This window comes from Algoriphagus kandeliae (assembly GCF_004571135.1).
Classification (GTDB): Bacteria; Bacteroidota; Bacteroidia; order Cytophagales; family Cyclobacteriaceae; genus Algoriphagus; species Algoriphagus kandeliae.
Window position 1 is genome coordinate 740,534 of sequence record NZ_SPSB01000001.1, and the last position, 26,203, is coordinate 766,736.

A 26,203-nucleotide genomic window follows, 5' to 3' on the forward strand; every position below is an offset into this window, starting at 1 on the left:
AGATCAACCACAATTTCTTGGGATGAAAGGGCTGGATTTTGGGACAGAATGTGAAAATCCCCTTTATTTCTTAAAATGGATTGGTTTGAAGGTCAATATTCCAAAGAGTAGGCAATAGGTAATAAACCAAAAGCGTGACGATGAGAATTGATAAAATATTCAGCCAGAAGCCTGCTTTCACCATATCATTCATTTTTAAGTAGCCCGAACCAAATACTACCGCATTGGGAGGGGTGGCCACGGGGAGCATAAATGCACAACTGGCTGCCAAGGTTGCACCAACCATTAATCCAAAAGGATGAAGATCAAGTTTAAGGGCTACAGACGCCAAAATGGGGAGAAGCATGGAGGCTGTTGCGACATTGGAAGTCACTTCGGTCAAGAAATTTACAGCGGCTACAATAATTAGGAGCAATAAGAAAAAGGATATTCCTTCAATTAATGTAAACCGTTGACCAATCCATTCAGCCAAGCCTGTTTCTTTAAATCCTTCAGCTAAAGCCAATCCACCTCCAAATAGTATTAAAATACCCCAAGGAATGGATTCTGCTGTTTTCCAATCGAGAATTCTTTTAGTTTTAGTTGAATCGGGGAGAAGGAACAGGAGAACAACTCCCGTTAATACAATGATGGTATCATCAATTCCCGGAATTAATTTGACCAATAAGAAGCTTCTTGAAATCCATGAAAAACAAACTAAAGCGAAAACCGCAAGAACAGTTTTTTCTTCAAATTTCATATTGCCAAGTTTTTTCAATTGTTCTTTAACAATGGATTTTCCTTCCTCTAGGCGATAATTTTTAGGAAGGGGATTGGCAAAATTGACTAAATACCACCAACAAATAGCGATTAGAATTAAGGAAAGCGGAAATCCAAAAAGTAACCATTCATTAAACCCTATGGAATATCCATATAGATCTTTTACTACGGCTGCTAATATGGTATTGGTAGGAGTTCCGATTAAGGTGGCCACACCGCCTATAGATGCGCTGTATGCAATTCCCAACATGATATTTTTGCCCAGTTTCTTAGCCAGTTTTCCTTGATGACCGGATAATTGTTCCTGAAATTGTTTAACAACAGCCAATCCAATAGGTAACATCATTAGCGATGTTGCTGAATTTGAGATCCACATGGATAGAAATCCAGTGGCTAAAATAAATCCTAAAACAATCGTTCTTAGGTCAGTTCCAATTAGATTAATGATCGATAGGGCGATTCGACGATGCAAGTTCCATTTTTCGATTCCTGTTGCCATTAAAAATCCACCCATATAAAGCATCACAGTTGGATGCATATAATTAGCGGAAACATTATTTATAGGAAGAATTTTTAACGTGGGCATGATGATCAACGGAAGGAAAGCCGTTGCTGCAATAGGCAATGCCTCGGTAATCCACCAGATAGCCATCCAGGTAGCTAAGGCAAGCATAGATAAAGCTTCAGGATTCAATCCAGGAGATTGAACAAAAAATAAGATTGCAAGAAAAGAAATTGGTCCTAGAAATAGACCGACAGTGGAAAGAGAGATTTTCATTCGTTGCTAAAGGGTAGAAGCTTATGCGTCTTGAAATTAGAAATAAATATGAAATCTGAAGGCTAAAAATTATTTACTTAACATAATATAAATTATATAACAATTATAATGTTTTGCGTCCACGCAGTGGTTTACATAAGATCAGTTATCGTCACTTCAGTGCGATAACTGATCTTATGTAAAAGCAAAACACGGCCTTCACCACCAACCGCTTGTTATATAATTCTATATTATATTAACCACGCAGTTGCGTGGACCGAACCCTTTCGTTTCGCATTGAAGCTCTTTTGGGTTTCGTGAAGCGATTGACTTTAGTGCCATTGTTATATAATTAGTTTTATTTTAAATAGCCGTTTCGGCCAGCGCTATTGGCTACGAGAGCTTTTTGCTTTTGGTAGCAAAAACTCTCGCGCACCAATCCGCATCCGCACGGCCGCCCTGTTCCAAAGCTGCTATTTTATTCTACCCGCCCGCTGTGCCGTGCCGGCAGTTCCCTACGCTAAGCATAAGATTTAAAGGCTGTCTATTTTTTCGTGTACTGTACGATTGTACGTGTTGCTCTCAAATATGCGATTCTCAGGCGTTAGGATTTTCAGCCTTTAAAACACATGCTTGCCTGCGCTTTGATGGCGCTATCCTTGACTGTTAGTTGTTCATGTGAAATGTGTGCTAGTCTGAAGCCTTTCTTTTTGCTATGTACGCTGTATTTGCCTTTGGTGGCCTGTGGGTCGATCTGTTGTTGTTCAGTAGCCTTTGTGAACGCTCAAGCCGCTGGGCTCAAACTTTCTGCCTTGATGCAGAAAGTATGCAAAGAAATCAAGAAGGAATAATCGGCCAGCCGCACAGGGCGGGCGCATCCCCGCGATTCCTTCAACCCACCCGCCTTCAAAAACTCAACTTCCCTTCTACCTAAAAATCAAGTTATATGGTTTTACCACTCCCCGCCAATAGCAAATATCCGGCTGAACCTATCGGAAATTGCAAGGGCAAGTAAATCCAGGCCTTTTTAGCCAAGCACAGCCCAACGCTCCGTAAACGGCCTGAACCCTTGCATTTGCCTCATGCCGTCCGATCTGGCCAGGATTGCCCGGGTGTGGTTGCTCAGAGCGCTTACTTAAAGCTTATTATTTATGTCTCGCTTTATCTTCAATTCTCGTGGCTGTTTGCTCAGCATTCGTTTCAAGGCTGGTTACTTTTCAGTTGTCATCAAGCCTTTATTTGTTTTCAAGTACCATTTTAAGCTCTTGCAAAGAATTCTCTTTTTGATGTGATTACCTTGGCTAAAAAACTCAAACGCATTAATTTGTTTTTGACATTCGCAACGTACGGGAGTTTATAACTCTCTTGCTTTGCGCCTAATCTGAAGGCACCTTATGATCTGTTTCTAACCTATTAGTAAATTACTTCTTTCGGAGTACGATTAAGCTCATAAGGCTTAATAAGAACAAGATTATTGCGACACCATTTGCAATACCGCCATACAGTTTCCACACAGATATGGTAAACAGACCGCCTGTTATACGCATAACTAAGGAAAGCTGAAACAAAGCCACCCAAACATACAGTATTCGGTGAAAAGGTTTAAATGTAAGACCAAGAACACTCGGTAAGATGATGGGCGCATGAGCAAATATCATAGAGATGATAAAGCCCAAGAAGAAACTGTGTATTAGCGCATCATATGATATAACTCCTGTGTGGTTGATCAGATAAAAAACGCCACTCACTGCCAACCAGAAAAAGCCACAGATCAATGTAAAGGCAGTAAATTGATGAATGCCCGGTTTCTTTATCGATTTACGCGCCATATCATAAAGCAACAGCCAAAAGGCCATCAAAATGAGAGAAATGCCGGTCAACAGCTCTCCACCAAAATGGAAGGGTAAAATGCTGGAGATCAAGAAAAGGACAAGCAGTGCGACAAGAAGTTTCTTCTTTGTTGCACTCAGCGGAAGAAACCTGCTCAGTTCCAATCGCTCCCCTACTATTGTAAGCAACAGAAAGGCCATCCACCAGAGAATGGAGTGGGCATAAAGCTGAAACATCAACAGATGTATATTACCTATAGCCCAACATGCAGCACCTATCCACATCAGTAGATGGGGTAAGTCTGAATGTTTGTTGTTAATTCTGAGGTAAATATAGAACAAGCCGATGGCACCAACGATCAGACAGTAAAAGGCGACATTTCTAAGGTCGAGATAGTAGAAAATGATGCTCGAAGCATTAATGAGCGGGAAAGCATACAACCAGGCTTTTTTTTGGGTGATGATGCGCTCGATAAGAATCACTGTACCAAGAAAGCTTCCGGTCATCATGGCGCCATGATCTAGGTAGACTGAAAGCAATGGGAGCTCTACTCCTAGTCGCAACCAGCCGGTAAGTATACCTGAAATCAATGCTGCGAGGATTATCAACATAAAGGGTAGTTTGCTTAAGTTGTTGGCTAAATTCATAGGCGAGAATCAGTCATTAGATTAAACTTTCATGCGATTATTCGAAATGAAATAACCCGATTTAAGTGCTGTCATTCTTATTTATTTAATAGCTTTTAATGGTTAATTAGAAATCATTTTTAGAAGATTTTCTAACCATTAAAACGCCAGGCATAATTACCCATAGCAGCATTAAACCTAAAGAAACTGATAAGCCCAAGCTGGTACCAAAGAAGCGTTGAAAAAGTGCTCCTGTGTAACCCAATAAAGCTGAGATGTCTAGCTTTAGCAAAACCAAAATTCTCGAAAGGTCTATTGGGTTCAGGAAGCTGGCCACCAAAGCAAAGTTGTCGAGTGGGTAGTCCTGAAATATCATCATCGATAGCAGAATGATTCCATCATAGATTACCGCAAAGAACAGCCACATCAGGATGGCATAACCAAAGCCTTTGATCTTATTGCTGTTGAATAGCGCAATGCAAATGGACAGCGCCACAAAAATGAAGGTCAAGAACGCACCGCTTATCAGCAGCAAAAGGAAGTTAGCTATCTCTCCTGACTGAAATAAACCATAGGCCAAGAATGGTATACCAAGTCCTAACACAAGGCTAAGCGTCAGCGAAATAGATATGCCTAGATACTGCCCTAAAAATATAGTGCTTCTTCTCACAGGTTGTGCCAAAAGCAGCTCTGTAAACTCCCGTGAATTATAGAAGTACATGATGCCGAAGATGGTGCCTATCATTGGGGTAAGCACTACTATGACATTCATCAGTGTGATCACGGCCTTCGACAAGTCATTGTTAAGGAATAGCAAAACAAAGCCAAGTACCAGATAGAATGCGAGGTAAATGAAGCTCCATCTACTGCGCATTAGGTCTGAAAAGCTGTATTTAAATATCTTGATCATGGCTCCAAAATTTTAGCGATAGCATGCTCCAGGTTGCTGGCAGCAGTTTTTCGTCTGAGTGCGTCAATAGTACCTTGGAAATAGATGCTTCCCTCAAGAAGGAAAAACACTTCATCGGCCAGCTCTTCCACCAAGCTCATGATGTGAGAAGTGATCAGAATGATTTTCCCTTTCTCCTTCTCTTCATTGATCAGGCTTTTAAGCTTTATCAATGAAACGGGGTCTAGGCCTGCTGTTGGTTCATCTAGCACAATCACCGGAGAGTCAAACATAAAGGTCAACACGATATTAACCTTCTGACGGGTGCCCCCAGAGAGTGTGCCTAGCTTTTTATCTAAGAAGCTATCTAGTCCAAAAAGTGCAATCAATGGCTCAGGTAAGGAATCTATTTCCCTTACATCAGCAATCATGTGTATGATTTCTTTCACCGTAAGGTTGTCAGGAAAACGAGCAATTTGTGGTAGATAACCTATGTGCTTGCGGTATTCATGCGATTTCAAGATGTCCTCTCCGTTGTAATGGATCTCCCCGCTACCGGGAATGACCATGCCCAGAAGAATCTTCAGAAAGGTGGTTTTTCCTGATCCGTTAGGGCCAAGAATGGCATAAATCCCTCCTTTTTCAATTTCAAAATGGATGTCTTCAAGCACCTTGAGCTTGCCATAAGATTTTGTAAGGTTTTTGACTTGTATCATCTGAATGGGTGCATTGAAGGTGAATTGTCTACAAGAGCGTCTGGTGTAAATACCGGAGACACTTTCTCTGAAAAATTAATAATATCTACAAATAAGCTTCTCATCAATATGATGGCCTCAGGTGTTTTATTGGCGATGTAAGAAAAGAGCTTTACAGGTCGGTAAGGCACATCACCCACACCATCCTTGTCTAGGTCATAGCCTGAGTAATCGCTCCAGTAATTGCCATTGAAAATATTATCATTCAGGTTAGAATTGTATGAGATACCAAAGGAATTACCCTCGAAATCGTTTTCGCTAAAACTATTGGTGTAGCATCCGCCCGACACTTTGATCGCCCAGCCATTTTGCCTAAATAGGTTGTTGAAGTAATTCACTCTGGAGGAGCCATCGACATAGACTGCAATGGTGTTACGGTCAAACTTATTGTTGAGCACCTCTCCATCATAGATCTCTTTAAGTAGAAGTCCGTAAGAAGCGCTGCCCCAATTCTGCACAAAAGTATTCTCTATCATTTTGATCCACTTTGAAAACATCACAGCTACTCCCGCCCCATTGCTTTCAAAGGTGTTCTGTCTGTACTCGTCATGGTTTGAGAACATAAAATGTAGCCCATATCTCACATTGTGATGACTGTAATTGTTTAATAAAGTACTTCCATCGACAAACTCGAGGTAGATCCCGTCTCTCATGCCTTTTACCTCATTGTGAGCGATATGCACGCTATCACAGTCCCAGAGGTGCACACCATTTCCGGATTGGTCTTCCCTTGTTGCTTCACCAAACACCTTATTGTTGATGATGCTTCCATGATTTGATTTCTCAACCAGAATTCCGAAAAACGAATCCCTGATCTCATTGTCAATAATGGAAAATCTTTCTGCTCGATGAATGTAAATGGCAGCATAGTCTTTGGTATAGCTTCGGCCTGAATTGAGCAATTCAAAACCTGAAATTGTCACGTCATCAGAGAGGATTTTTAGAATGTAATCCTGCTTCTGACCATCTAAAACTGTTCCTTCCTTGCCAATAAGCGTAAGAGGCTTCTTAATCTCAGTTCCCGGACTTGGGTAGATACCGGGCTCAAAGATCAAAGTGTCGCCCGGTGCTGCAAATGCTACAGCAGCCTCGACTGTGGATAGATCACAGCTGGCACAAACCTTATAAGTGTTTGCCCAAGCCAAATGACTACACAGTGCAAAAAGAAGCAGTATGATTGATTTTTGATTCATTCGCTGTCGACTAATGATCAGCCAAAGCTGTTTTGTTAAGACGCATTTTCACCTCTTCCCAGGAAAGCTTGTCTCCCCCGGCTGATTGATGCGTTTTATTTAGTTCAGATTCAAGGGCAAATGCTGTTAAAAAAGCACCCATTGGACTTGGTATTTTCTCGGTTATGAGAAAGCTGGCATCCGTTGCTTTGGTTAGCTCACCGGGTACCGCATAGTCGGCCACCAAAATCTTGCTAGGCGCAGGTCTATCCCAATTGTTCAGGTCATAAACCATACATTCAATGGCATCATACTTATAATTTCTACCCTTGCTGGTGACTATTTGTGCCGCATGCTGTTTATCAACAATTGTCATTCGACAGAAGTGACAGCCATCATGACCGTAGCTTATCGGATCAGGTTCTTGACTGCAAGCGCTTACAAATAGAAATGCAAGCAAAGTAAAGCTAGCCAATGAAGCTTTGTTCCCGCCACGGGCTTTTGCCGCTAATTTTGACTTACGACCAAGGTAAAAAGCAGCAAGCGTCATTAATAATCCGATGCCCATTAGAATCCCGCCTGACCTTGGGTAAGAGTAGGCATCAAAATTCAATAGTTTTTTATGGCCGATCATCGGTGGGTTATAAACCATTGGGGTGCCGTCAGGATTAACGAGTTTCATAATTGCATTTGGATCAAGGTCACTTCCATAATCTACTAACCAAAGGTTGAAATCATAGAATCCAAGAACACCGAGAACGCTCATTGCTAGGAACCACGTCAAAAACCAGAAAGGTGAGATCTTAATGATCAAGCCTAAGATACCAATGATTATTCCGAGTGCGGCCATTCCACCGACAACTTTTGGAAATACATCGAACTCCCACATGTCTTCAGGTTTTGGTAAGGTCTTCATTCCAATATAGTGGTTCAAACCATCGATATTTTGGATGTCGAATTCATTTTCGCCTTTCAGACCATTGATGTAGATATCTATTCCTAAAGGGTCAGGATACTGTGGCGCACCCAAGCGAATGTTCCACATGGGTAGGACAAATAAACCAAGTAGCAGGCTACTCCCGAGTATCATGAGCATACTGGCTTTTTTCATTTTCTTTTGCTTTAGGGTGATAGGAATTGCTTTAAGTAAAGTTTGAGGCAGGCAGAATACCTGCCTCAAACTCGAACCACATCTTACTCATCCAAAGACCAACTCAATTCGATATTGGAGTTTGCCGGAGATACCCTGATATAACCCTGCATTTCCTGGTGTAGTGCAGAACAGAAATCAGTACAATAGAACGGCCATACACCAACTTGCTTAGGTTCCCATAGCGATGTTTTGGTTTGTCCTGGCATGATCAGAATCTCAGATGTTCCTTGCCCGATCATTGCAAAACCGTGAGGCACATCAAAGTCCTGCTCATGGTTGGTGATATGGAAGTAAACCTTATCTCCTACTTTGATACCTTCGATGTTATCAGGCGTGAAGTGAGATCGAATCGAAGACATATAGATATGTACTTCCTTGCCTTTTCTTTCAATTCTTGCCTCCCCTGGGTTCTTGATACCATAAGGGTGATTGTTTTCGTCCAATCGATAGATCTTTTTAGAATTGTTCATGATCAATTCTGCGTCAGCACCTGCAGCATAATGCGGTTCACCATGTGTAGGGAAATCATATAAAAGCTCCATCTTCTCGCCTGAGATGTCATAGATCTGTGCCGAGTGCTCCATTTCAGGTCCTGTTGGAAGGTAACGGTCTTTGGTAATCTTATTCATGGCTACTAAATACTTGCCATGAGGCTTTCTAGAGTTACCACCAGGAATCATCAAGTGACCTACAGAATAATAGGTTGGCTTTCTATCTACCACTTCCCAAGTATCAAGCTTCCACTTCACCACTTCAGAAGAAATAAAGAAGGTTGTATAAGCATTCCCTCTACCATCAAACTCAGTGTGCAATGGACCTAAGCCACCACTTTGTACACTTCCTGCTAATACATCATCATAGTTAAGAATTGGAATACCGTATGCATCACCATCAAATTTCTCTGCTTCGATAGCCGCCAACATCTTGTCGAATGAGTGTACGGTAATATTTGCTGAAAGCTTACCGGCACCAATAATGTATTCCCCATTAGGATCTACGTCACAACCGTGAGGAGATTTTGGTGTTGGAAGGAAATAAATAGCACCTGGAACATCCATCGGATTTACTGTAAGCACTTCCTTCTTCATGGTAGAAGTCGCCATGTGAGTTGACTCATCATATACGTTATGCGCATAATTGGCAGCCATCTTAGTACCACCACCATTATTTACAAACTCTTCAATCTTCTTCCAGTTAATGGCTGCAATAAAGTCCTTGTCATTTTGTGAGGCATTCACCTCCAAAAGGGTGTTGGCTTCTTCAGTATTATAAGTTGAGAAGAAGAACCAGCCATGAGACTTACCTCTACCAGGATGAGAAAGGTCATAGTTAAATCCAGGCATCAAAAGCTGGAATTTGATATCCATATGACCATGCTCCTGGTCGACAGCGATAAAAGTAAGTGCTCCTTTAAAGTTCGCTTTATACTCATTGATTGGCATATCTTGTTGAGGAACCGGAACAGCAAAACGGGTACCGGCTACTACATATTCTGTATTTTCTGTAATGAAAGACGAACTGTGGTTACCTGCACTATTTGGCACCTCTATGATCTCTTCAGTCTCAAAGGTTGTTAAGCTGATTCGTGCAATTCTAGGCGTATTATTACCATTTGCAAAAATCCACCTACCATCTAATTCGCCATTGGTCTGCGAAATATCCGGGTGGTGAAGATCGTCCCAAGGAATAAATCCAAAGGAAGTATTCAGCATAGGCTTGGTCTCTTCGGAATAGCCATAACCCGAGGTTGGGAACTGCGAAAAGACAGGAATCTCTTTGAACAACCTTCCTGAAGGAAGTCCATAGACTGTTAGGTTACCGCTGTATCCACCAGATAGAAAAGCATACTGCTCATCTCTCTCCCCCGGTGCAACGTATACTTTCTCAGCAATGCTACTGCCGAGTGCACCACTACCATTATTACCGTTTTGACCACAGCCCACAATGAGCGTGATTAAACCAATAATTAGGGTACTCTTTAAAAATATATTGGTCTTCATATTCGTATTATTTAAGGTAAGATCACTTGTTCGATTACATGTATAATGCCGTTTGAAGCAGGCACTGAGGCTACGATTCTAGCTCCGCCAACGCTTACATTGCCACCTTCAATGGTTACCTCCAAATAGTCACCGGTAGCCATATACAGCTTGCGTCCTTTTTGTGCCTCTCTTTTGAGGACTTCAATGTCATAAGAACCCGGGGCAGCATGACGCGTGAGTATGGTTGCCAGGTCGCCCTTGTTTTCAGGTTTCAATAGGTTTTCTAATGTTCCTTCCGGAAGTGCATCAAATGCCTCATTTACTGGAGCAAAAACAGTTAGTGGCCCTGCGTTCACCAGCACATGCTCGATCTGAGCAGCTTGTACCGCTGCTACTAAGGTGCTGTGAGGTTCAGATGAAATGGCCACCTGAAGGATGTTCGGATCAGAGACATCATCAACTACCGATGCCTGTCCCTGTGGGTGCGATGACTGCGCATCATTGGATGACGCATCTGACCCTGTTTGGGATGTGTTGCTGCAAGCACAGACCAGCAGGGTCAAAAGTGCTGCGGTTAGAAGCTTAAAAGTTTTCATAGTTGTAGAGATTTTAGTCAAGTGTTCTGAAATATTCTAGTATGTCGCGAGCCTGCTCTACGGTCATGTTTTGATTGGCCATGGCAGCCCCGTTAAATTCTATCAAAAGGTCTTTGGCACATCTGTCCTGCTCAACCATCAATTGAGGGTCAAGAATCATGTTCATGATCCATTCCGGACTTCTTCTTTTCATGATGCCTTTTGGCGAAGGACCGATAAAGCGCTTGTCAATCTTGTGGCATGCACTACAATTGGTATTGAAGATCTTTTCTCCCCTAGCAACCATTTCAACATCAATGGTGGCATCAAGAGGAAGGTCTTTTATCCTACCGACTCCTTTATTATCGAGCGTTATTCTTTCACTGGCAGGTACAGTGCTTTCAAGCATTGATGCTGGTTTCTTTTTCACTGAGCCATCATCAGCTGTATCAGTACTCTCCCCGCCACCGCAAGAAGCAATGGTAAAGGCTAGTAGGACGATCAATGGGGTTATTAGCTTTTTCATTTCAATAGAGATTTGTTAGTTAACTGAGTTCTTTATTTCATTAAGTATTATTTGTTGCCGTCTGAAAATCAAAAAGTTGGAACATCTGCTGAGCCGATGGAAATAGAATGTTGTTCTCCAGGTGAACGTGCTTATGCAGGTCTTGCTCAAATTCTTCTAGCAAAGCATAGGTGACTTTAAAGGTTTGGCATGCGTCAGCAGGTGCTGTATAATTGTTAGAAAGCTGAGCGATCTTCTTAAATCTTGCGCCCTCTGCTTCATGCTCGGCTTCCATGCATTGAACCGGATTGTCAATGTGTTCGAAATGCGGTTTTGAAAGCGGAAAGCCTGCATTCTTAGCCTGAACCATGGCTTTTACATAAGGAAAAAGCACGAGTTCCTCTTTTTCCATGTGAACCCTTAAAGCCTCTGCACCATTCGCAAATAGAGCGTTGATCTCCAATAATTCGGGATGATTTTGACCGTGGACTCGACAAAGTTTGTTGAGATAAATGGTCAAAACCGGAATGGTTGCTCTAACATAGTTGTGATGCGTTTCTACTATGTTTTCGATCAATTGATCTAGTGGAAGAGCTTGCCAATCATTTTCTGCTTTTTCAGCTAAGGCCACCCCCAGCTCCTTAATCACTTCTTCAAGATCTTGACCTTGTTTTTGGCAGGCATCCGCCAAGGTAATTCCGCCACCACAACAAAAATCAATGTTGTGAGCAGTAAAGACTTTAGAGGTTCTAAAGTTGGTTGCGACTATCTCTCCTACTTTTGCTTGTGCTAATTTTTCCATGCTCATAATTAAGGACAATAATGTCCGTTATTGTTTTAAATTTTTTACAACTTCAAAAAGCGGTTCCCATCAATGATACCGCCTTGTACATCACTTAGATTCGTAGTGGTCAAAACACCTTTCAAATGATCTCGAATCGCTACAAACTTATCATGAACAGGACAAGGGTGATTCCCGCCACATTCTTGCAATCCTAGTACACACTTATTGATCAATCGATCTCCATCAATCGCCAAAACGATCTCCAATAATGTAATGGAACGATCGACCGTTTTGAATCCACCAGTTGGACCCCTGAGAGATTCTAACAAATTAGCCCGCACCAATTGCTGCAATATTTTGGCGGTATAAGCTGTAGGTGAATCTATAGCTCCTGCTATTTCTTTCAGCCCTGCCAGATGACCAGCTCCGTCTACAGAACGGAGATAGATCATGATCTTTAGGGCATATTCACAGGCTTTTGAAAACATAGGGCGCTAATTTTGATTCAAATATACAACCATCTAGTATTTCGGACAATCTTATCCTTAATTAAAAAGTATGATTTTTGTCAGGTTCTGGTTAAGAACTGAAATGGGTCGACTTAAATACCACACACATGCGCCACCAAAGCTTGTCACATAAGTGTGCCATTACCTACCCTCCTATGTGGCTAATTAGCCAAACGCTGCTTAGAATAAAATACCCCTGCTGAACCCCAAGCTATGTAACATAAAACTGTGAACATTATGTAACATAATATTAAATCCAAGATTCCAAGTGAGAATTTATTCAATTTGAAATTTCTAGGATATACTTACTTCTAATTTTAGCTGGGTTCTTATGTGGAATTAATGAATCAATTTCTCTATTCGTAATCAGGAATATTTTATCAAAAATATTTATCCTGTAGTAGGAAAATTTCTAATCTGAAAAAAAATAAAACGATTGCGAGATCAATTTTTGAGGTTTTGTAGTAGTGCTTTGAAAGAAATGATGTAGTCTCATTACTGGAATTTTTTCTACAAAATGACTTAATTAGATAAATTTTTGTATGGCTCAAGCCAAATCAAGAATTGTTTAAGGATGTCAGCTTTTTAAATGAAACTGTTATGAAATATTTCTACCTAACAGCCCTTGCGCTGCTGCTAGTTGCAGTTAGAGCCGAAGCCCAAAGAAACCATGTCGCCGTTGTTCACGATGATACCGGCATGAAGCTACAAGTCAATGGCAAAGACTTCATGGTCAATGGGATGAACTGGGATTATTTTCCTATCGGAACTAATTTCAACTATAGTTTATGGAAGCAACCTGATGATATTATCATGGCTGCTCTTGATTCAGAAATGTCCCTATTAAAAAACATGGGAGTTAATTCTGTACGGATTTACACAGGTATTCCTGCCAAATGGATTACGTATATCTATGAGAAATATGGCATCTATACGATGCTAAATCATTCATTTGGTCGCTACGGACTGACTATCGATGGAGGATGGATGGCGAATACCGAATATGCAGATCCACGGGTGAGGGAACTTTTACTTACGGAAGTAACTCAAATGGTGCGCGAATATCAAGGCACTCCAGGTCTCCTACTCTACCTTTTGGGTAATGAAAATAATTATGGGCTGTTTTGGGAAGGAGCTGAAACAGAAGATATTCCTATCGAGGACAGGGAATCTACTACCAGGGCTATTGCTATGTATAAACTTTTTAATGAGGCAACCCTGGCCATGAAAAGTATAGATACCAGTGTTCCAATTGCTATTTGTAATGGAGACTTGCTTTTTTTGGAAATCATCAAAGAGGAATGTAAAGACATCGATATTTTCGGTACGAATATGTATCGTGGTGTTTCGTTCGGAGATGCTTTTGAACGAGTTAGAAATGAGTTAAACAAGCCAATCTTGTTTACTGAATTCGGTGCTGATGCTTTCAATGCCATTGATAATGCAGAAGACCAAGAGTCCCAAGCCTATTTCATGGTCAATAATTGGCGGGAGATATATGAAAACGCAGCTGGTTTAGGCAAAGCTGGAAATTCTTTAGGAGGTTATACCTTTCAGTTCAGTGACGGTTGGTGGAAAACCGGTCAGACAGTGGACTTAGACATCCATAATTCGGAGGCATCGTGGGCAAATGGAGGCTACTCTTTTGACTACGTAGAAGGTGAAAACAACATGAATGAAGAGTGGTTTGGGATTGCTGCTAAAGGTCAAACTACTGTAAGAGGCTTATATACCCTATATCCTCGTGCTGCCTATTATGCTTTGAAAGAAGCTCATCAAATTAACCCTTATGCCCATGGCATGACCTTGGAATCCATCCAAAACCATTTTGCCACCATAAATTTGACAGAATCAATTCTAAAAGCAAGAGGTGATAAAGCAGCCTTACTTGGCGAGTCATCACAGCTCCTTTCTGTCAGTGAGCTAAGGGCACAGTTCACTACTTTTAATACGGGTGGAAGTCTGACCACTACCCCAAAAGATCCTGATCCGGACCAAGTAACATTTCCCAATCAGCAGGGATTTGATCACATGCAATCCTTTTTTGTGGGGGTTGAAGCTATCCCTTCCTCCAATGTCCGTGCAAATGTGGTTTTTAACGTACTAGGAAATGTAGCGCTTAATCCCATTGATGAAATTTTTTATGAAAACAGAGGTCGTCCTGTAAATATTCAAACACAGGCAGGAACTCAAGTTGTTGAGGCACTCGGACGAGTAGCAGTTTATCAAGCAGATTATACTTGGAACCACAAGCTATTCGATTTAAACGGATTCTATCGAACCGGACATTATCATTGGGGCTATGAAGGTGATTTTTTTGGTCTTTATCCTGAGGCAAATTATGGTCCCAATATCGACATCTATAATGCATTAGCGCCTTCTGGATTAGAAATTTCAGGTAAAAAACAATTAAAGGGATTGAAGCTCGCCTTTGGTAGAGAACTATGGTGGGGAGCTAACCCGGCTCTATTAGTAAAATATAGACGTGAACTTGGAAAAACTTCCGTTACGGGTATCTTTCATGAAGATTTGGATGATCCGGCAGTAGCAGTCAGTTCGATTGCTGTTCCTCAACCACGAACGAGGAGATTAACTTTGCATTCTGAAACCAAATTTTCAGAAACTTTAAAATTTGAATTTGGAGGTATTTGGGCAGGACAGCCTCTCGTAGGAAGAGAATTTCAAATTGTTCGGGGTGAGGAAGGAAATTACCAGACTTTTACCGACCGCATAAGAACGAGTGATCTATGGGGAGGAAAAGTAAAGCTTTCTTATTCCAAAGGAAGAATCAATTGGTATGCGCAGGCTTCATCTCAAGGATTGGTAGCGAATGGTGGTGGAGATTACACTCGGACTTTTACAGGATGGACACTGAAAGACAGCGGAAGTGGAAACAAAAACAGCATTTTCACAGGAGCTACTTATACTGCCGGAAATCTTCAAATAGCCCCAAACTTCATGTGGCAAAAGCCCTTGGTAGATCCAATCCCAGCAACCATAGGTGGACCGGCCCGACCTAGAAATATTCTTGAAGATCCATTTGTTGTAAGGTCTAACCGGGAGACTATTGGAGGTGAATTACTATTGACATTTGATCCTACACCGGGCACCTGGATGTATGAATGGGATAATGATATGCAGGAAGACGCTCCACTAGCAGCTAGTCTTGGATTTGTTTACCGGCACTTACCCACTACCATGGATGCGGCAATTATCTTTCCTGGAACTGGACGTATTCCGGTGGCTGCAGATGGAGCTCCACCCGCACTGGATCTTTGGGAAATCAATACCCGAATTGTTTCTAAAATCAATCCTCGCTTCGGAATTATTGCTAATCTCTACGGTGGAAATGGTCAGGCCAATGGTTCTGACCCTAGAACTATTCAGAGGTTTGGTGGTGATGTGCGCTTGATTTATAAAGATTTAAAAGTTGCTTCTTTTTTGAAATTTAATGACTGGGGTCCATTTGATTTTCATAGGGATTTTAACCTGACATTTCCAGTACAGGTAATGGCTGATGTTTCTACCTCGGTGGGAAAGCAAGAATGGTACATGTTGCCAAATACAACCATGGGCATAAGATTTACCTGGAGATCACTGGATCAGTATTCTCCTAGATATAATCCTGCTCAGACCGTGGACATAAGTGGCAATGTGATTCCTGATCCTAAAGCGATCGGTTTTCCAAATGGAAATGAATGGGAGTTAAGGACATATATCCATATCCATATTGGGAAGTAATGATTTTTAACATTAAGAAAAGATTGGACATGAAAAATAAACACATTTTCCTTTTTAGTTCCCTATTGATTTTTAGCACAATAGGATGTGTGAGAGAAGAATTTGATGATCTTCCAAGAGCTAGATATAGTAGAACCGCCGATATTTTCACAGATAATTTTGTGGGATTGGGAAGCGATTTCTATTTCCCCTATCAAGGGGCCAAACCTGACGTATTTTCTGTAGATGACAATGAAAGTTATGAAGGAACATCCTCGATAAGGATAGATGTCCCGGATGCAGATGATCCAGGAGGAAATTTCGCGGGCGCCATATTCAGAATCGATGGAGCTGGGAGAGATTTACAAGACTTCAATGCCCTGACTTTTTATGCCAGAGCATCTCAGGCTGCTACCATTTCCGAAATAGGATTCGGTCAGGATTTTTTGGGAGATACCTATCGAGCTTTCAGAACTGATGTAAAATTCACTACAAACTGGCAAAAGTTTGTTATTCCCATTCCTGATCCTTCCAAACTGCTAGAAGAAAGAGGCGTATTTCAATTTGCGGCTGGTGGAATTGGTCCTGAGGGTGAGGAAGTAGGGTTTTCATTCTGGATTGATGAATTGAGATTTGAAAATCTAAGCAGTCTAGCTCAACCCTTACCCAAAATTAATAATGGTGAAAATCAAGAGGTAAATTCCTTTAGCGGGGTTACTTTCCCTGTTACAGGAACAAGTGTAACGCTAAATTTCGATGGTCTGGATATTTCTGTAGTAGCGTCTCCAGCCTATTTTAATTTTACTTCCTCTAATCCAAGTGTAGCCACTGTCAATAACCAAGGTCAGGTTTCTGTAATCGGTGCAGGAAATTCTACTATTACGGCTTCACTTGGTTCTGATGCCACTGAAATTGATGCGTTAGGATCTCTTACGGTAAACTCTCCAGGACAATTCATTGGGGCTCCTACTCCACCGGCCCGGAATGCTGAAGATGTGGTTTCAATTTTTAGTGATGCTTATACCAATGTTCAGGTGGATAATTACAATGGCTTCTTTCAATTTGCCACTACTCAAGGTGGTCTGACAAATATTGCAGGTGAAAATATCATCAGCTACACCAATCTCAATTTTGTAAGTGTAAACATGTTCAACTCTCCGGATGTCAATGCTTCCGAGATGACTCATCTACACTTGGATATCAATGTCAGAGAAAATGTAGACCCTGGGGATTTTATCCGCGTCCAGATTATAAACAATAATGGACCAACAGAGACTTCAGGTGCTGTCAATTTAGGGAATTACAAACCCTTGGTATCTGAAGAGTGGATAAGTTATGATATCCCTATGAGTGACTTTGGAGGTTTGGGGACAGCCAATGATGTGGATTTGATATTCTTCATATCAGACGGTACCGTTTCCGATATTTTTGTTGATAATATTTATTTCTATAGATGATCAGTCTATACTCAATTTTAAATGAAGAAAGATCATGAGTAATACATATAAAATTTTCAGTTATTTCCTGACCCTTACTTTTGGTTTTATTGTAATCAGTGGCTGTACAGAAAGCAATGAACTTCCCGATAGAGGGTACACTTTAGTTTGGGCTGATGAATTTGATGGAACCACAGGAGATCCGCCAAATCCTGAGTTTTGGAACTACGATATAGGCACAGGTGATGAAGGATGGGGTAATAATGAACTTCAATATTACACCAACAGGACCGAAAATATCTACATAGATGGTCGTGGAAGTTTGGTGATTAAAGCCATCAATGAGCCATTTGGAGGCAGAAACTTCACTTCTGCCCGAATCACAACAAAGGGTCTTAAGGAATTCCAATATGGAAGAATTGAGGCAAGAATCAAGACACCATTTGGTCAGGGACTTTGGCCTGCCTTCTGGATGTTGGGTGCAGACATCGATCAGATTGGATGGCCTCAGACCGGTGAAATCGACATTATGGAGTTGAGAGGTCAGGAACCAAGTAAGATACTTGGTTCGATCCATGGCCCCGGCTATTCAGGAGAAAATGCTATCTCTCAACCATTCCAGCTTTTTGACTCAAGATTTGACACTGATTTTCATGTGTTTGCGGTGGAATGGGGACCTGATTTTATTGACTTTTTTGTAGATCAAAGGCTTTATAATCGATTGAAGCCAGAGGATTTGCCCGCTGGTACAGATTGGGTATTTGACAAACCCTTCTTTATCCTGTTAAATGTAGCTGTAGGTGGGAATTTTGTGGGCTCACCTTCTTCAAACAGCCGTTTTCCACAAACCATGCTCATTGACTATGTCCGAGTATACCAATAATTCATCACATTTAAACCTAAACGATCATGATTAGGAAATTTAAACTATACCAGTTACTTAGTTTTTTAGTACTCGGGTCATTTTTGTTCTTCTCTGCTTGTACCGAAGAAGACTTGATAATCCCTCCTCCTACTGCGGGATTTACTTTCTCAATAGATGAAGAAACAGGTGGAATTGTAACTTTTACCAATACTTCACAAAACGCAGATACCTATCAGTGGGATTTTGGTGATGGGACATTTTCTACTTTGAAAGATCCAAGAAAGGTCTTTATGAAAGATGGTACTTATGAGGTTTCTCTCGTGGCTACCAATGAAGGTGGTTCTACAGAAGTGAAGGAAACTCTTACTATTGAATTGATAGTCATAATTACAGATGAGGATCCTCCAGTAATTTCCTTGGTAGGTGAACCTGCGATTGAATTGGAAATCGGTGAAGAATTTACCGACCCGGGAGCTACTGCAAATGACGAAGTAGATGGAGATATATCTGCCAATATTGTTGTAACTGGAGAAGTAAACACCTTCCAACCAGGAGAGTATGTATTGGCTTACAATGTGACCGATGCTGCTGGAAATGCAGCAGAGGAAGTGACAAGAACTGTGAAAGTTAATTATGATGAGGGCCTTTTGGTAAATGGTGATTTTGAAGACGGTACTACAGGATGGATTGGAAATGGGCTTGAAGTTCGAGAAGAGGGAGGAAATTCTTTTTCTTTCACTAACGTCACTACAGCTGGGAATCCTTTTGATGTCAATATTAGTCAGGTTTTACCTATTAGATCTGGAAGCAAATACAAGCTTTCATTTAATGCTTCAACTGATGTAGAAGATGGCAGGACAATATTAGCAGGCATTGGTCTAAATCAAGATCCGTGGACAAATGTGACTCAGGAGTTCACCCTGACGACAGACGTTCAACGATTTAGCGCTGAGTTTACCGCTAATTTTGATAGCGACAACAGCCGGGTAATTTTTGATATGGGAGCGGATATAGGTGTGGTTGTATTAGATAATATTTCATTGGAATTATTATCTCAAAATACCACTGCTCTCCCTATTAATTTTGAAAACGGCGAGGTTCAAACTACTGCTTTTAATGGAGTTGCATTTGAAGTAGTTTCAGACCCAACCAATTCAGGTAATCAAGTTGGGAAATTGACCAATTCAGGAAAAGAGTGGGAAGGAATGTACTTCTCTTTAGCCACACCAGTTGATTTCAATAACGGGAAAATCATCAGTATGAGATTCAACTCCCCTGTTGCTGGAGTTCCTGTATTGATGAAGTTTGAGAGTGGCACGGCTGATCCGGTGGAAGTAGCGGTAACCGCGAGTGAGACTGGATGGCAAGATCTCACTTTTGATTTTGATTTTGCTACAGCCTCCTATTCACAATTAACCCTCTTTGTGGATGGTCCAGGTACCACTGCCGGAGAATTTTACATAGATGACATAACGCAGTCCGATAGTTCTTCTGGTGGATCAGGTGGCTGCGAAGGTGCGCCGGTAGCTGCTACGGGATTCCCTGTTACGTTTGAGACTTGTGAATCATTTATCAGTACCTTCTTTGCAGAAGGAAGCTTAACTACAGAACTAGCCCCTAACCCATCTCAATCCGGCATCAACACTTCAAATAATTCTTTGAAAGTAGTCAAGGCGGCGGGTACGAATAGATGGGCTGGCTTCCAAAATGCTTTTGCAGACAACTTCGATGTAAGCCAAACACTCAAACTCAAGGTTTATTCTTCCAAAGCGGATGTTGTGATTCGTTTTGAACTAAACAGTGAACCCCAAGAGGCTGGTTCAGGAAATCCACCACCACAATTCCGAACCGTTGCTGAGGCAAATTCATGGGTCGAAGTTGAGGTTAATTTTACAGACATACCAAGCTCTAATACAGGATTAAACCAATTGGTTATTAAGCCTGATAATCCTGATGGAACTGATGGTACGTTGACTAGTTCGACTGAAACTTACTACTTCGATGATATCAGATGGGAAGGAAATGGTCGAGGAACAGGTGGTACTGGTGAAGCCTTTTTCATTGATGAATTCAATACTGAATCGGCCCTGGATAAATGGACCCGTCTAGCTAATGCTGAAAACAACGAGAATGCACCAATTGCTTACAGTGCAGATGGCGGCGTTGGGGGTACAGGAGCTATCTTATTAACATTGAATGATACAGAGGGTGGCGCCTATATTTTCAGATATACCAATGATGCCGTGGATTACCAAGGAAATACTAATATTAGAATTAGCTATGATGCAAAAGTCGTGACCCCAATTACTGGTTCGGCCCTGCACATGCAAACCCAGGTTCCTAATCCGGAAGGAGGAGTTAAAACCACCAATTTATTTGATACTCAAATCCTTATCAATGCCAATACCTTTACCACGGTCGTTCAGGATATTGAATCCATTGATCCGGAAGGTACTTTGTTTATCATTGACTTCAACTTCGCAACTGGTGGTGGCGGAGCAGGTGCGGTATTGATAGATAATGTGCGTATCGAAAAATTATAATCAAAAAATATTTAATTAGAATTCACAAATGAGCCGGGTTGATTAACTCGGCTCTATTCAACTATTTCAACCAACATATTTTATTCTATGCAGAAAGGCATAAGTGAACAAAAGCTCATTAATCAAGATAAGCTTGAACTTATTAAGCTAGGCTCCGAGCAATATTTAAAAATCACTGATTGCGATCAAATACCTCCTTTTTTCATGAGTATCATCAGCCCAGCTAATCATTGGCTGTTTATAGGAAGTAATGGAGGTATCAGTGCAGGAAGAAAAGATCCGGAGAGTGCGCTTTTCCCTTATTACACAGATGATAAAATATTAGAATCCTCAGAAATTACTGGTTCCAAAACAATTTGTAGAGTCAAACAAAACGATCAAACTTTTATTTGGGAGCCTTTTTCTATTCACTATGCCAATCTGTATCGTTTAAAAAGAAATCTTTACAAAAATCGCTATGGCAATAAAATCCTTTTTGAAGAGGTAAATCTTGACTTAAATCTCACATTCCAATATCAGTGGAGCAGTAGTGATCGATTTGGATTCGTAAAAACCAGCAAAATCATAAACAACACTACATCCACGGTAGATATTTCCATTTTGGATGGGATTCAAAATATCATGCCATATGGTGTAGGAAGTGCTCTTCAAGGCATGCGCAGCAACCTCGTGGATGCCTATAAGCGAAATGAATTAGAGCAAGAAAGTGGTATTGGAATTTTTGCCTTAAGTGCCATTATTGTTGATAAAGCCGAGCCAAGTGAAGCATTGAAGTCAAGCATAGCTTGGTCTGTTGGCATTAGTCCTTCTATGCGACTCCTTTCATCTTCCCAGTTGGATGCATTCAGGAAAGGTCAAGAAATCAAAAATGAAACTGACGTAAAAGCACGAAGGGGGGCATATTTCGTTCAGGCGGATTTTGAATTGAAGTCTGGAGAAATGAAGGAGTGGATGATTATAGCTGATGTCAATCAAAATGTATCTCAGATTCGAGCTTTAGCGCATGTTATAAAGCATGAAAAAGACTTGATTTCTCAAGTCAAAAATGATGTCGAACTAGGTACCCAGGAACTAATTAAGCTCAATGCTGCAGCTGATGGGCTACAATTGACAGCGGATTGGTTAAAAGATACCCGCCATTTTGCCAACTCCATGTTTAATATCATGCGAGGTGGTATTTTTGACAATAATTATTTGATTGAAAAAACTGATCTAAAAAATAATATCCAAAATGCGAATCGGGATGTTTTTTCAAGACAAAAAAGTAGTCTGGATTCTCTACCAGATCAATTTCCTATTTCTACATTAAAGAAACTAGCTGAAGGTTCCGACGATTTGGATTTCAAACGGCTTTGTTTAGAGTATTTACCTTTGAAATTCAGCCGTAGACATGGAGATCCAAGCAGACCTTGGAATCATTTTTCGATAAATACTAAAAATGAAGAGGATGGGTCTAAAGTTTTGGACTATGCCGGAAACTGGAGGGATATTTTTCAGAATTGGGAGGCATTAGCCCTCTCCTACCCAGAGTTCATCGAAGGCATGATATTTAAGTTTTTAAATGCCTCTACCTTTGATGGTTATAATCCTTATCGAATCACTAAAAATGGGATTGATTGGGAGCGGATCGAAGCAGATGACCCATGGTCTTATATTGGGTATTGGGGTGATCATCAGATTATCTATTTACTGAAATTCTTAGAGTTTGCTGAGAATTATAAACCAGGTTTATTGACACAATATTTCAATGAGGATCTTTTCGTTTATGCCAATGTTCCCTACAAAATCAAATCCTATGAGGACATTCTGAAAAACCCAAAGGATACCATAGATTTTGATCATCAATTGGATCAAGCTATTCAAAAGCGATGGGCAACCTTGGGTTCGGATGCTTCTTTGATTCAAAATCAAAGCGGTGCTATTCATCAGGTTAATTTTTTGGAGAAAATTTTGGCCTCCGTACTAGCCAAAATTTCCAATTTCATTCCTGAGGGTGGAATTTGGATGAATACTCAAAGACCCGAATGGAACGATGCCAACAATGCTTTGGTAGGAAATGGTGTTTCGATGGTTACCCTATACTATCTCAGAAGATTTTTGAGCTTTTTCATCGACGTACTTCAAAAAAGCCAAAGTCAAGAGGTCCAAGTTTCCGAAGAATTATTGGAGTTCTTTAAAGAAACTTCGAAGGCTCTGGATTCACACCAATATTTACTTTCTGGAAGATTTACTGATAAAAACAGAAAGTCGGTGCTTGATGCTTTGGGTCAAGCTGGCAGTCGTTATCGAAATAAAATCTACCAAAATTCCTTCAGCAGTGAGCGAAAAGGCATTTCTATTCAAGAATTAATTGATTTTTCTGAGCTATCACTGCGTTACCTTGAGCATACAATCGAGGCGAATAAGCGTCAGGACAATCTTTATCACGCCTACAACCTAATGACTGTAGAAAATGAGGAGGAAGTATCTATTTCCTATCTCAGTGAAATGCTAGAGGGGCAGGTTGCAGTTTTGAGTTCGGGTTATTTGAGTTCTAAACAGGTATTGCAGACTTTGGATGCTTTGCGCAATAGTAAGCTTTACCGGGAAGATCAAAACAGCTACCTGCTTTATCCAAACAAGGAGCTACCAGGATTTTTGGATAAAAACAATGTTTCTGCATCCGATGTAGAAAAGTCTACGGTTTTGAAAAAGCTGATCGAAAAAGGCAATAAATCCATTATCAATCAGGACATAAATGGAGACTACCATTTCAATGGAAATTTCAAGAATGCTGGTGATTTAGCTCTTGCATTGGATGCTATTAATTCGGAGGATTTTGTATTCAATTCAGAGGATAAAAAACAAGTACTTCAGATTTTTGAAAAAGTATTTAACCATAAAGCTTTTACAGGACGATCAGGTACTTTTTATGGATACGAAGGACTAGGGTCGATTTACTGGCACATGGTTTCTAAGCTTCAGCTTGCAGTTCTCGAGTATTGTGTGAAGGCTTATGAAGCTAAAGATCCAAAAGAAATTTTGGAAAAATTAATCGCCCATTACTATGAAATCAATGAAGGAATCGGGGTACACAAATCACCAAGTGTATATGGTGCCTTCCCTACTGATCCTTATTCTCACACTCCCGCCAATAAAGGTGCTCAACAACCCGGTATGACTGGCCAAGTAAAAGAAGACATCATTTGTAGATTCGGTGAACTGGGAGTTTTTATAGAAAATGGTCAGCTTTTATTCAGTCCATTTATGTTGAAAAAATCTGAGTTTTTACCAGAGAGTCGGGTTTTCGACTATTTCAATGTAAATGGCATGGCTACTCAAAGCCCTGTTTGGGAGAACTCACTTTGCTTTACATACTGTCAAGTTCCTATCGTGTACAAATTGAGCTCTAAAAATGCGGTTGAAACGATTTATGGAAATGGATTAAAAAGCGTTCAGGAAGACAATTTGATGCTGGAAAAGGATGTGTCTGATAAGATCTTCTCACGCTCTGGTGAGGTAGAAAAATTGATTGTCCACTTAGACCTGGGTTCACTTTTCTAGGAATTTTTTAATTGTTCTATGGGAAAAAAAATCAATAGCGACCTGGATTTGGAGCAAAAAGTGGATGCTTTAATCTCTCAAATGACGCTGGAGGAGAAAATCGGTCAAATGAGCCAAGTTCGGCACTTTGATGATATTAGTCCTGAAGATATCAAGACAAAGTATATCGGTTCGGTAATCCATACCCAAGGTCCCCTACCCGGCTCCAATGCGGAAGAATGGCAAGAAAAATTTGCGATGCTTCAACGATTTGCCTTGTCAACAAGACTTAAAATCCCTTTGCTCTTTGGTGTGGATGCTGTTCATGGACAAAACACCTATGAAGGAGCCACCATATTTCCTCATAATATTGGTTTAGGGGCTGCTGGAAATGAAGAATTGGTAGAAAAAGCTGCTGCCATCACAGCGATAGAATCCAAGGCAACTGGATTTAATTGGGTTTTTTCTCCATGTGTTGCCATTCCGATGAATGAAAAATGGGGACGTGTTTACGAAGCCTTTTCTGAAAGCACAGAACTAACAGCCCGGTTGGCCAAAGCATCCGTAAAAGGCCATCAGGGAGGACTCGGGAATATTGGTGTAATGGCCACGGCAAAACATTATATCGGGGATGGAGCGACAGAATTTGGCGTGGAAGGAGGAAATACCTCACTCAGTCGGGAAGAAGTCATTGAGCGACTTCTTCCACCCTATCAGGCAGCTATCGAATCGGGTGTTGCCTCTATCATGGCCTCCTTCAATACCTTAGACGGTATCCCAATGCATGCGCACAAGGCCTTAATCACTGATTTACTGAAAGAAGAGTTGCAATTTGATGGAATTGTGGTATCTGACTGGAAAGCCTATTCCCGTTTTGGCCAAAATGATATTATCAATGCCGGAATAGACATGGTGATGGCAGTAGATGGTGATCTAGATGGTTTTCAAGAGGGCTTAAAGGCTGCGGTTTTGGATGGTTCAGTTTCAGAGGAAAGAATTAATGATGCTGTTCGCAGGATTTTGAGACAAAAGTTCAGATTTGGGTTATTTGATAATCCTTTTTCCGATAAAAGTCTCATAAGCAAAATTGGAATTCCCGAGCATAGGGCTGTTGCGAAGCAAGCGGTGAGAGAGTCCTTGGTTCTTTTGAAAAATGAAAATCAGGCTTTGCCTTTAAAAAAGAATTCCAAAATCGCAGTTGTCGGACCCTTTGCAAATAATTCAGGCTTACAATCGGGAGGTTGGACGATCAATTGGCAAGGATCCACTGAAAATTACACTGGGGCAACTACCATCCTGGAAGGTATACGGAAGTTTTCCACGGGAGAAGTAGTATATGACCAAGAAGGAACTGCAGAAATTGAAGATGTAGATGTTGCGGTGATTGTGGTTGGGGAAAATCCTTATGCCGAGTTTTTTGGGGATATAGGTGGGGAAATGAATCTTTTTCAACTCACTTTAACCGAAGAACATCAGAAATATATTGATGCTTACTCCGAAAAAGGAATTAAAACAGTGGTTGTATTGATTTCTGGAAGACCCTTGGTGATTACGGAGCAACTGAAGAAAAGTGATGCATTTGTTGCTGCTTGGCTACCTGGTTCTGAAGGAGATGGAATCGCAGAAGTTCTATTTGGACAATTTGATTTCAAAGGAAAACTTCCTCACTCCTGGCCTAAATCAGTGGAAGACTTTCAAGGAAAATTCGGTCCCAATTTCTGGGATGAATCGATTAACCCACTTTTCCCATTGGGTTATGGATTGAATTATAAAAAAAGTACAAGCAAATAATTTAGTATAGTTACCAAAAATATGAATACC

17 protein-coding genes are annotated in these 26,203 nt (G+C 40.9%); 6 read left to right on the forward strand and 11 right to left on the reverse strand.

The annotated features are described in order from the left end of the window. Positions 1 to 70: 70 nt before the first annotated feature. The 11 genes from E4S40_RS03190 to E4S40_RS03240 form a co-directional block, all read right to left on the reverse strand. Entirely contained in the window at positions 71 to 1,537 is a 1,467-nt protein-coding gene (locus E4S40_RS03190; protein WP_135070740.1) for an SLC13 family permease, read from the reverse strand. 1,400 nt (positions 1,538 to 2,937) lie between these two features. Further along, positions 2,938 to 3,993 carry a hypothetical protein gene (locus E4S40_RS03195; RefSeq protein WP_161971763.1) on the reverse strand — a complete coding sequence of 352 codons (1,056 nt, stop codon included), beginning with the start codon at positions 3,991 to 3,993 and terminating at the stop codon, positions 2,938 to 2,940. Positions 3,994 to 4,099: 106 nt separating this feature from the next. Continuing rightward, positions 4,100 to 4,882 (reverse strand): ABC transporter permease, encoded by a 783-nt coding sequence (locus tag E4S40_RS03200; protein ID WP_135070745.1) that lies wholly within the window; start codon positions 4,880 to 4,882, stop codon positions 4,100 to 4,102. Further along, a complete protein-coding gene (locus E4S40_RS03205) occupies positions 4,879 to 5,577 on the reverse strand; it encodes an ABC transporter ATP-binding protein (protein ID WP_135070748.1) in 699 nt (232 codons plus the stop codon). The genes E4S40_RS03200 and E4S40_RS03205 overlap by 4 nt, the downstream gene beginning before the upstream one ends. Beyond that, complete coding sequence (locus E4S40_RS03210) at positions 5,574 to 6,809, reverse strand: nitrous oxide reductase family maturation protein NosD (RefSeq protein ID WP_135070751.1); 1,236 nt, start codon at positions 6,807 to 6,809, stop codon at positions 5,574 to 5,576. Before E4S40_RS03210 ends, E4S40_RS03205 begins: the two co-directional genes overlap by 4 nt. 10 nt (positions 6,810 to 6,819) lie before the next feature. Next, positions 6,820 to 7,899, reverse strand: a complete 1,080-nt coding sequence (locus tag E4S40_RS17130) for a nitrous oxide reductase accessory protein NosL (protein WP_202615323.1) — start codon at positions 7,897 to 7,899, stop codon at positions 6,820 to 6,822. Between the two features lie 83 nt (positions 7,900 to 7,982). Then, positions 7,983 to 9,941 carry a Sec-dependent nitrous-oxide reductase gene (gene nosZ, locus E4S40_RS03220; RefSeq protein ID WP_135070754.1) on the reverse strand — a complete coding sequence of 653 codons (1,959 nt, stop codon included), beginning with the start codon at positions 9,939 to 9,941 and terminating at the stop codon, positions 7,983 to 7,985. An 11-nt stretch (positions 9,942 to 9,952) separates the two neighbouring features. Then, positions 9,953 to 10,351, reverse strand: coding sequence for a fasciclin domain-containing protein (locus tag E4S40_RS03225; RefSeq protein WP_202615324.1), 399 nt, complete (start codon positions 10,349 to 10,351; stop codon positions 9,953 to 9,955). Positions 10,352 to 10,532: 181 nt separating this feature from the next. Next, on the reverse strand, positions 10,533 to 11,024 hold the full coding sequence (locus E4S40_RS03230; RefSeq protein WP_135070760.1) for a c-type cytochrome: 492 nt from the start codon (positions 11,022 to 11,024) through the stop codon (positions 10,533 to 10,535). 40 nt (positions 11,025 to 11,064) lie between these two features. Beyond that, positions 11,065 to 11,805 carry an iron-sulfur cluster repair di-iron protein gene (gene ric / locus E4S40_RS03235; protein WP_135070763.1) on the reverse strand — a complete coding sequence of 247 codons (741 nt, stop codon included), beginning with the start codon at positions 11,803 to 11,805 and terminating at the stop codon, positions 11,065 to 11,067. 44 nt (positions 11,806 to 11,849) lie between these two features. Beyond that, positions 11,850 to 12,275 (reverse strand): RrF2 family transcriptional regulator, encoded by a 426-nt coding sequence (locus tag E4S40_RS03240; RefSeq protein ID WP_135070766.1) that lies wholly within the window; start codon positions 12,273 to 12,275, stop codon positions 11,850 to 11,852. 621 nt (positions 12,276 to 12,896) lie between these two features. Between E4S40_RS03240 and E4S40_RS03245 the strand changes: the two genes are divergently transcribed. The 6 genes from E4S40_RS03245 (at position 12,897) to E4S40_RS03270 (ending at position 26,173) form a co-directional block, all read left to right on the forward strand. Further along, positions 12,897 to 16,037, forward strand: a complete 3,141-nt coding sequence (locus tag E4S40_RS03245; RefSeq protein WP_135070769.1) for a glycoside hydrolase family 2 TIM barrel-domain containing protein — start codon at positions 12,897 to 12,899, stop codon at positions 16,035 to 16,037. A gap of 29 nt (positions 16,038 to 16,066) precedes the next feature. Beyond that, positions 16,067 to 17,473, forward strand: a complete 1,407-nt coding sequence (locus E4S40_RS03250) for an Ig-like domain-containing protein (protein ID WP_161971764.1) — start codon at positions 16,067 to 16,069, stop codon at positions 17,471 to 17,473. A 34-nt stretch (positions 17,474 to 17,507) separates the two neighbouring features. Continuing rightward, the gene (locus E4S40_RS03255) at positions 17,508 to 18,335 is read left to right on the forward strand and encodes a glycoside hydrolase family 16 protein (RefSeq protein ID WP_135070775.1); all 828 of its coding nucleotides are present in this window, start codon (positions 17,508 to 17,510) and stop codon (positions 18,333 to 18,335) included. A 26-nt stretch (positions 18,336 to 18,361) separates the two neighbouring features. After that, positions 18,362 to 20,860 (forward strand): immunoglobulin-like domain-containing protein, encoded by a 2,499-nt coding sequence (locus E4S40_RS03260; RefSeq protein WP_135070778.1) that lies wholly within the window; start codon positions 18,362 to 18,364, stop codon positions 20,858 to 20,860. Between the two features lie 204 nt (positions 20,861 to 21,064). Next, on the forward strand, positions 21,065 to 24,403 hold the full coding sequence (locus E4S40_RS03265; RefSeq protein ID WP_237563115.1) for a hypothetical protein: 3,339 nt from the start codon (positions 21,065 to 21,067) through the stop codon (positions 24,401 to 24,403). 18 nt (positions 24,404 to 24,421) lie between these two features. After that, positions 24,422 to 26,173 carry a glycoside hydrolase family 3 protein gene (locus E4S40_RS03270; protein WP_135070784.1) on the forward strand — a complete coding sequence of 584 codons (1,752 nt, stop codon included), beginning with the start codon at positions 24,422 to 24,424 and terminating at the stop codon, positions 26,171 to 26,173. Positions 26,174 to 26,203 lie beyond the last annotated feature (30 nt).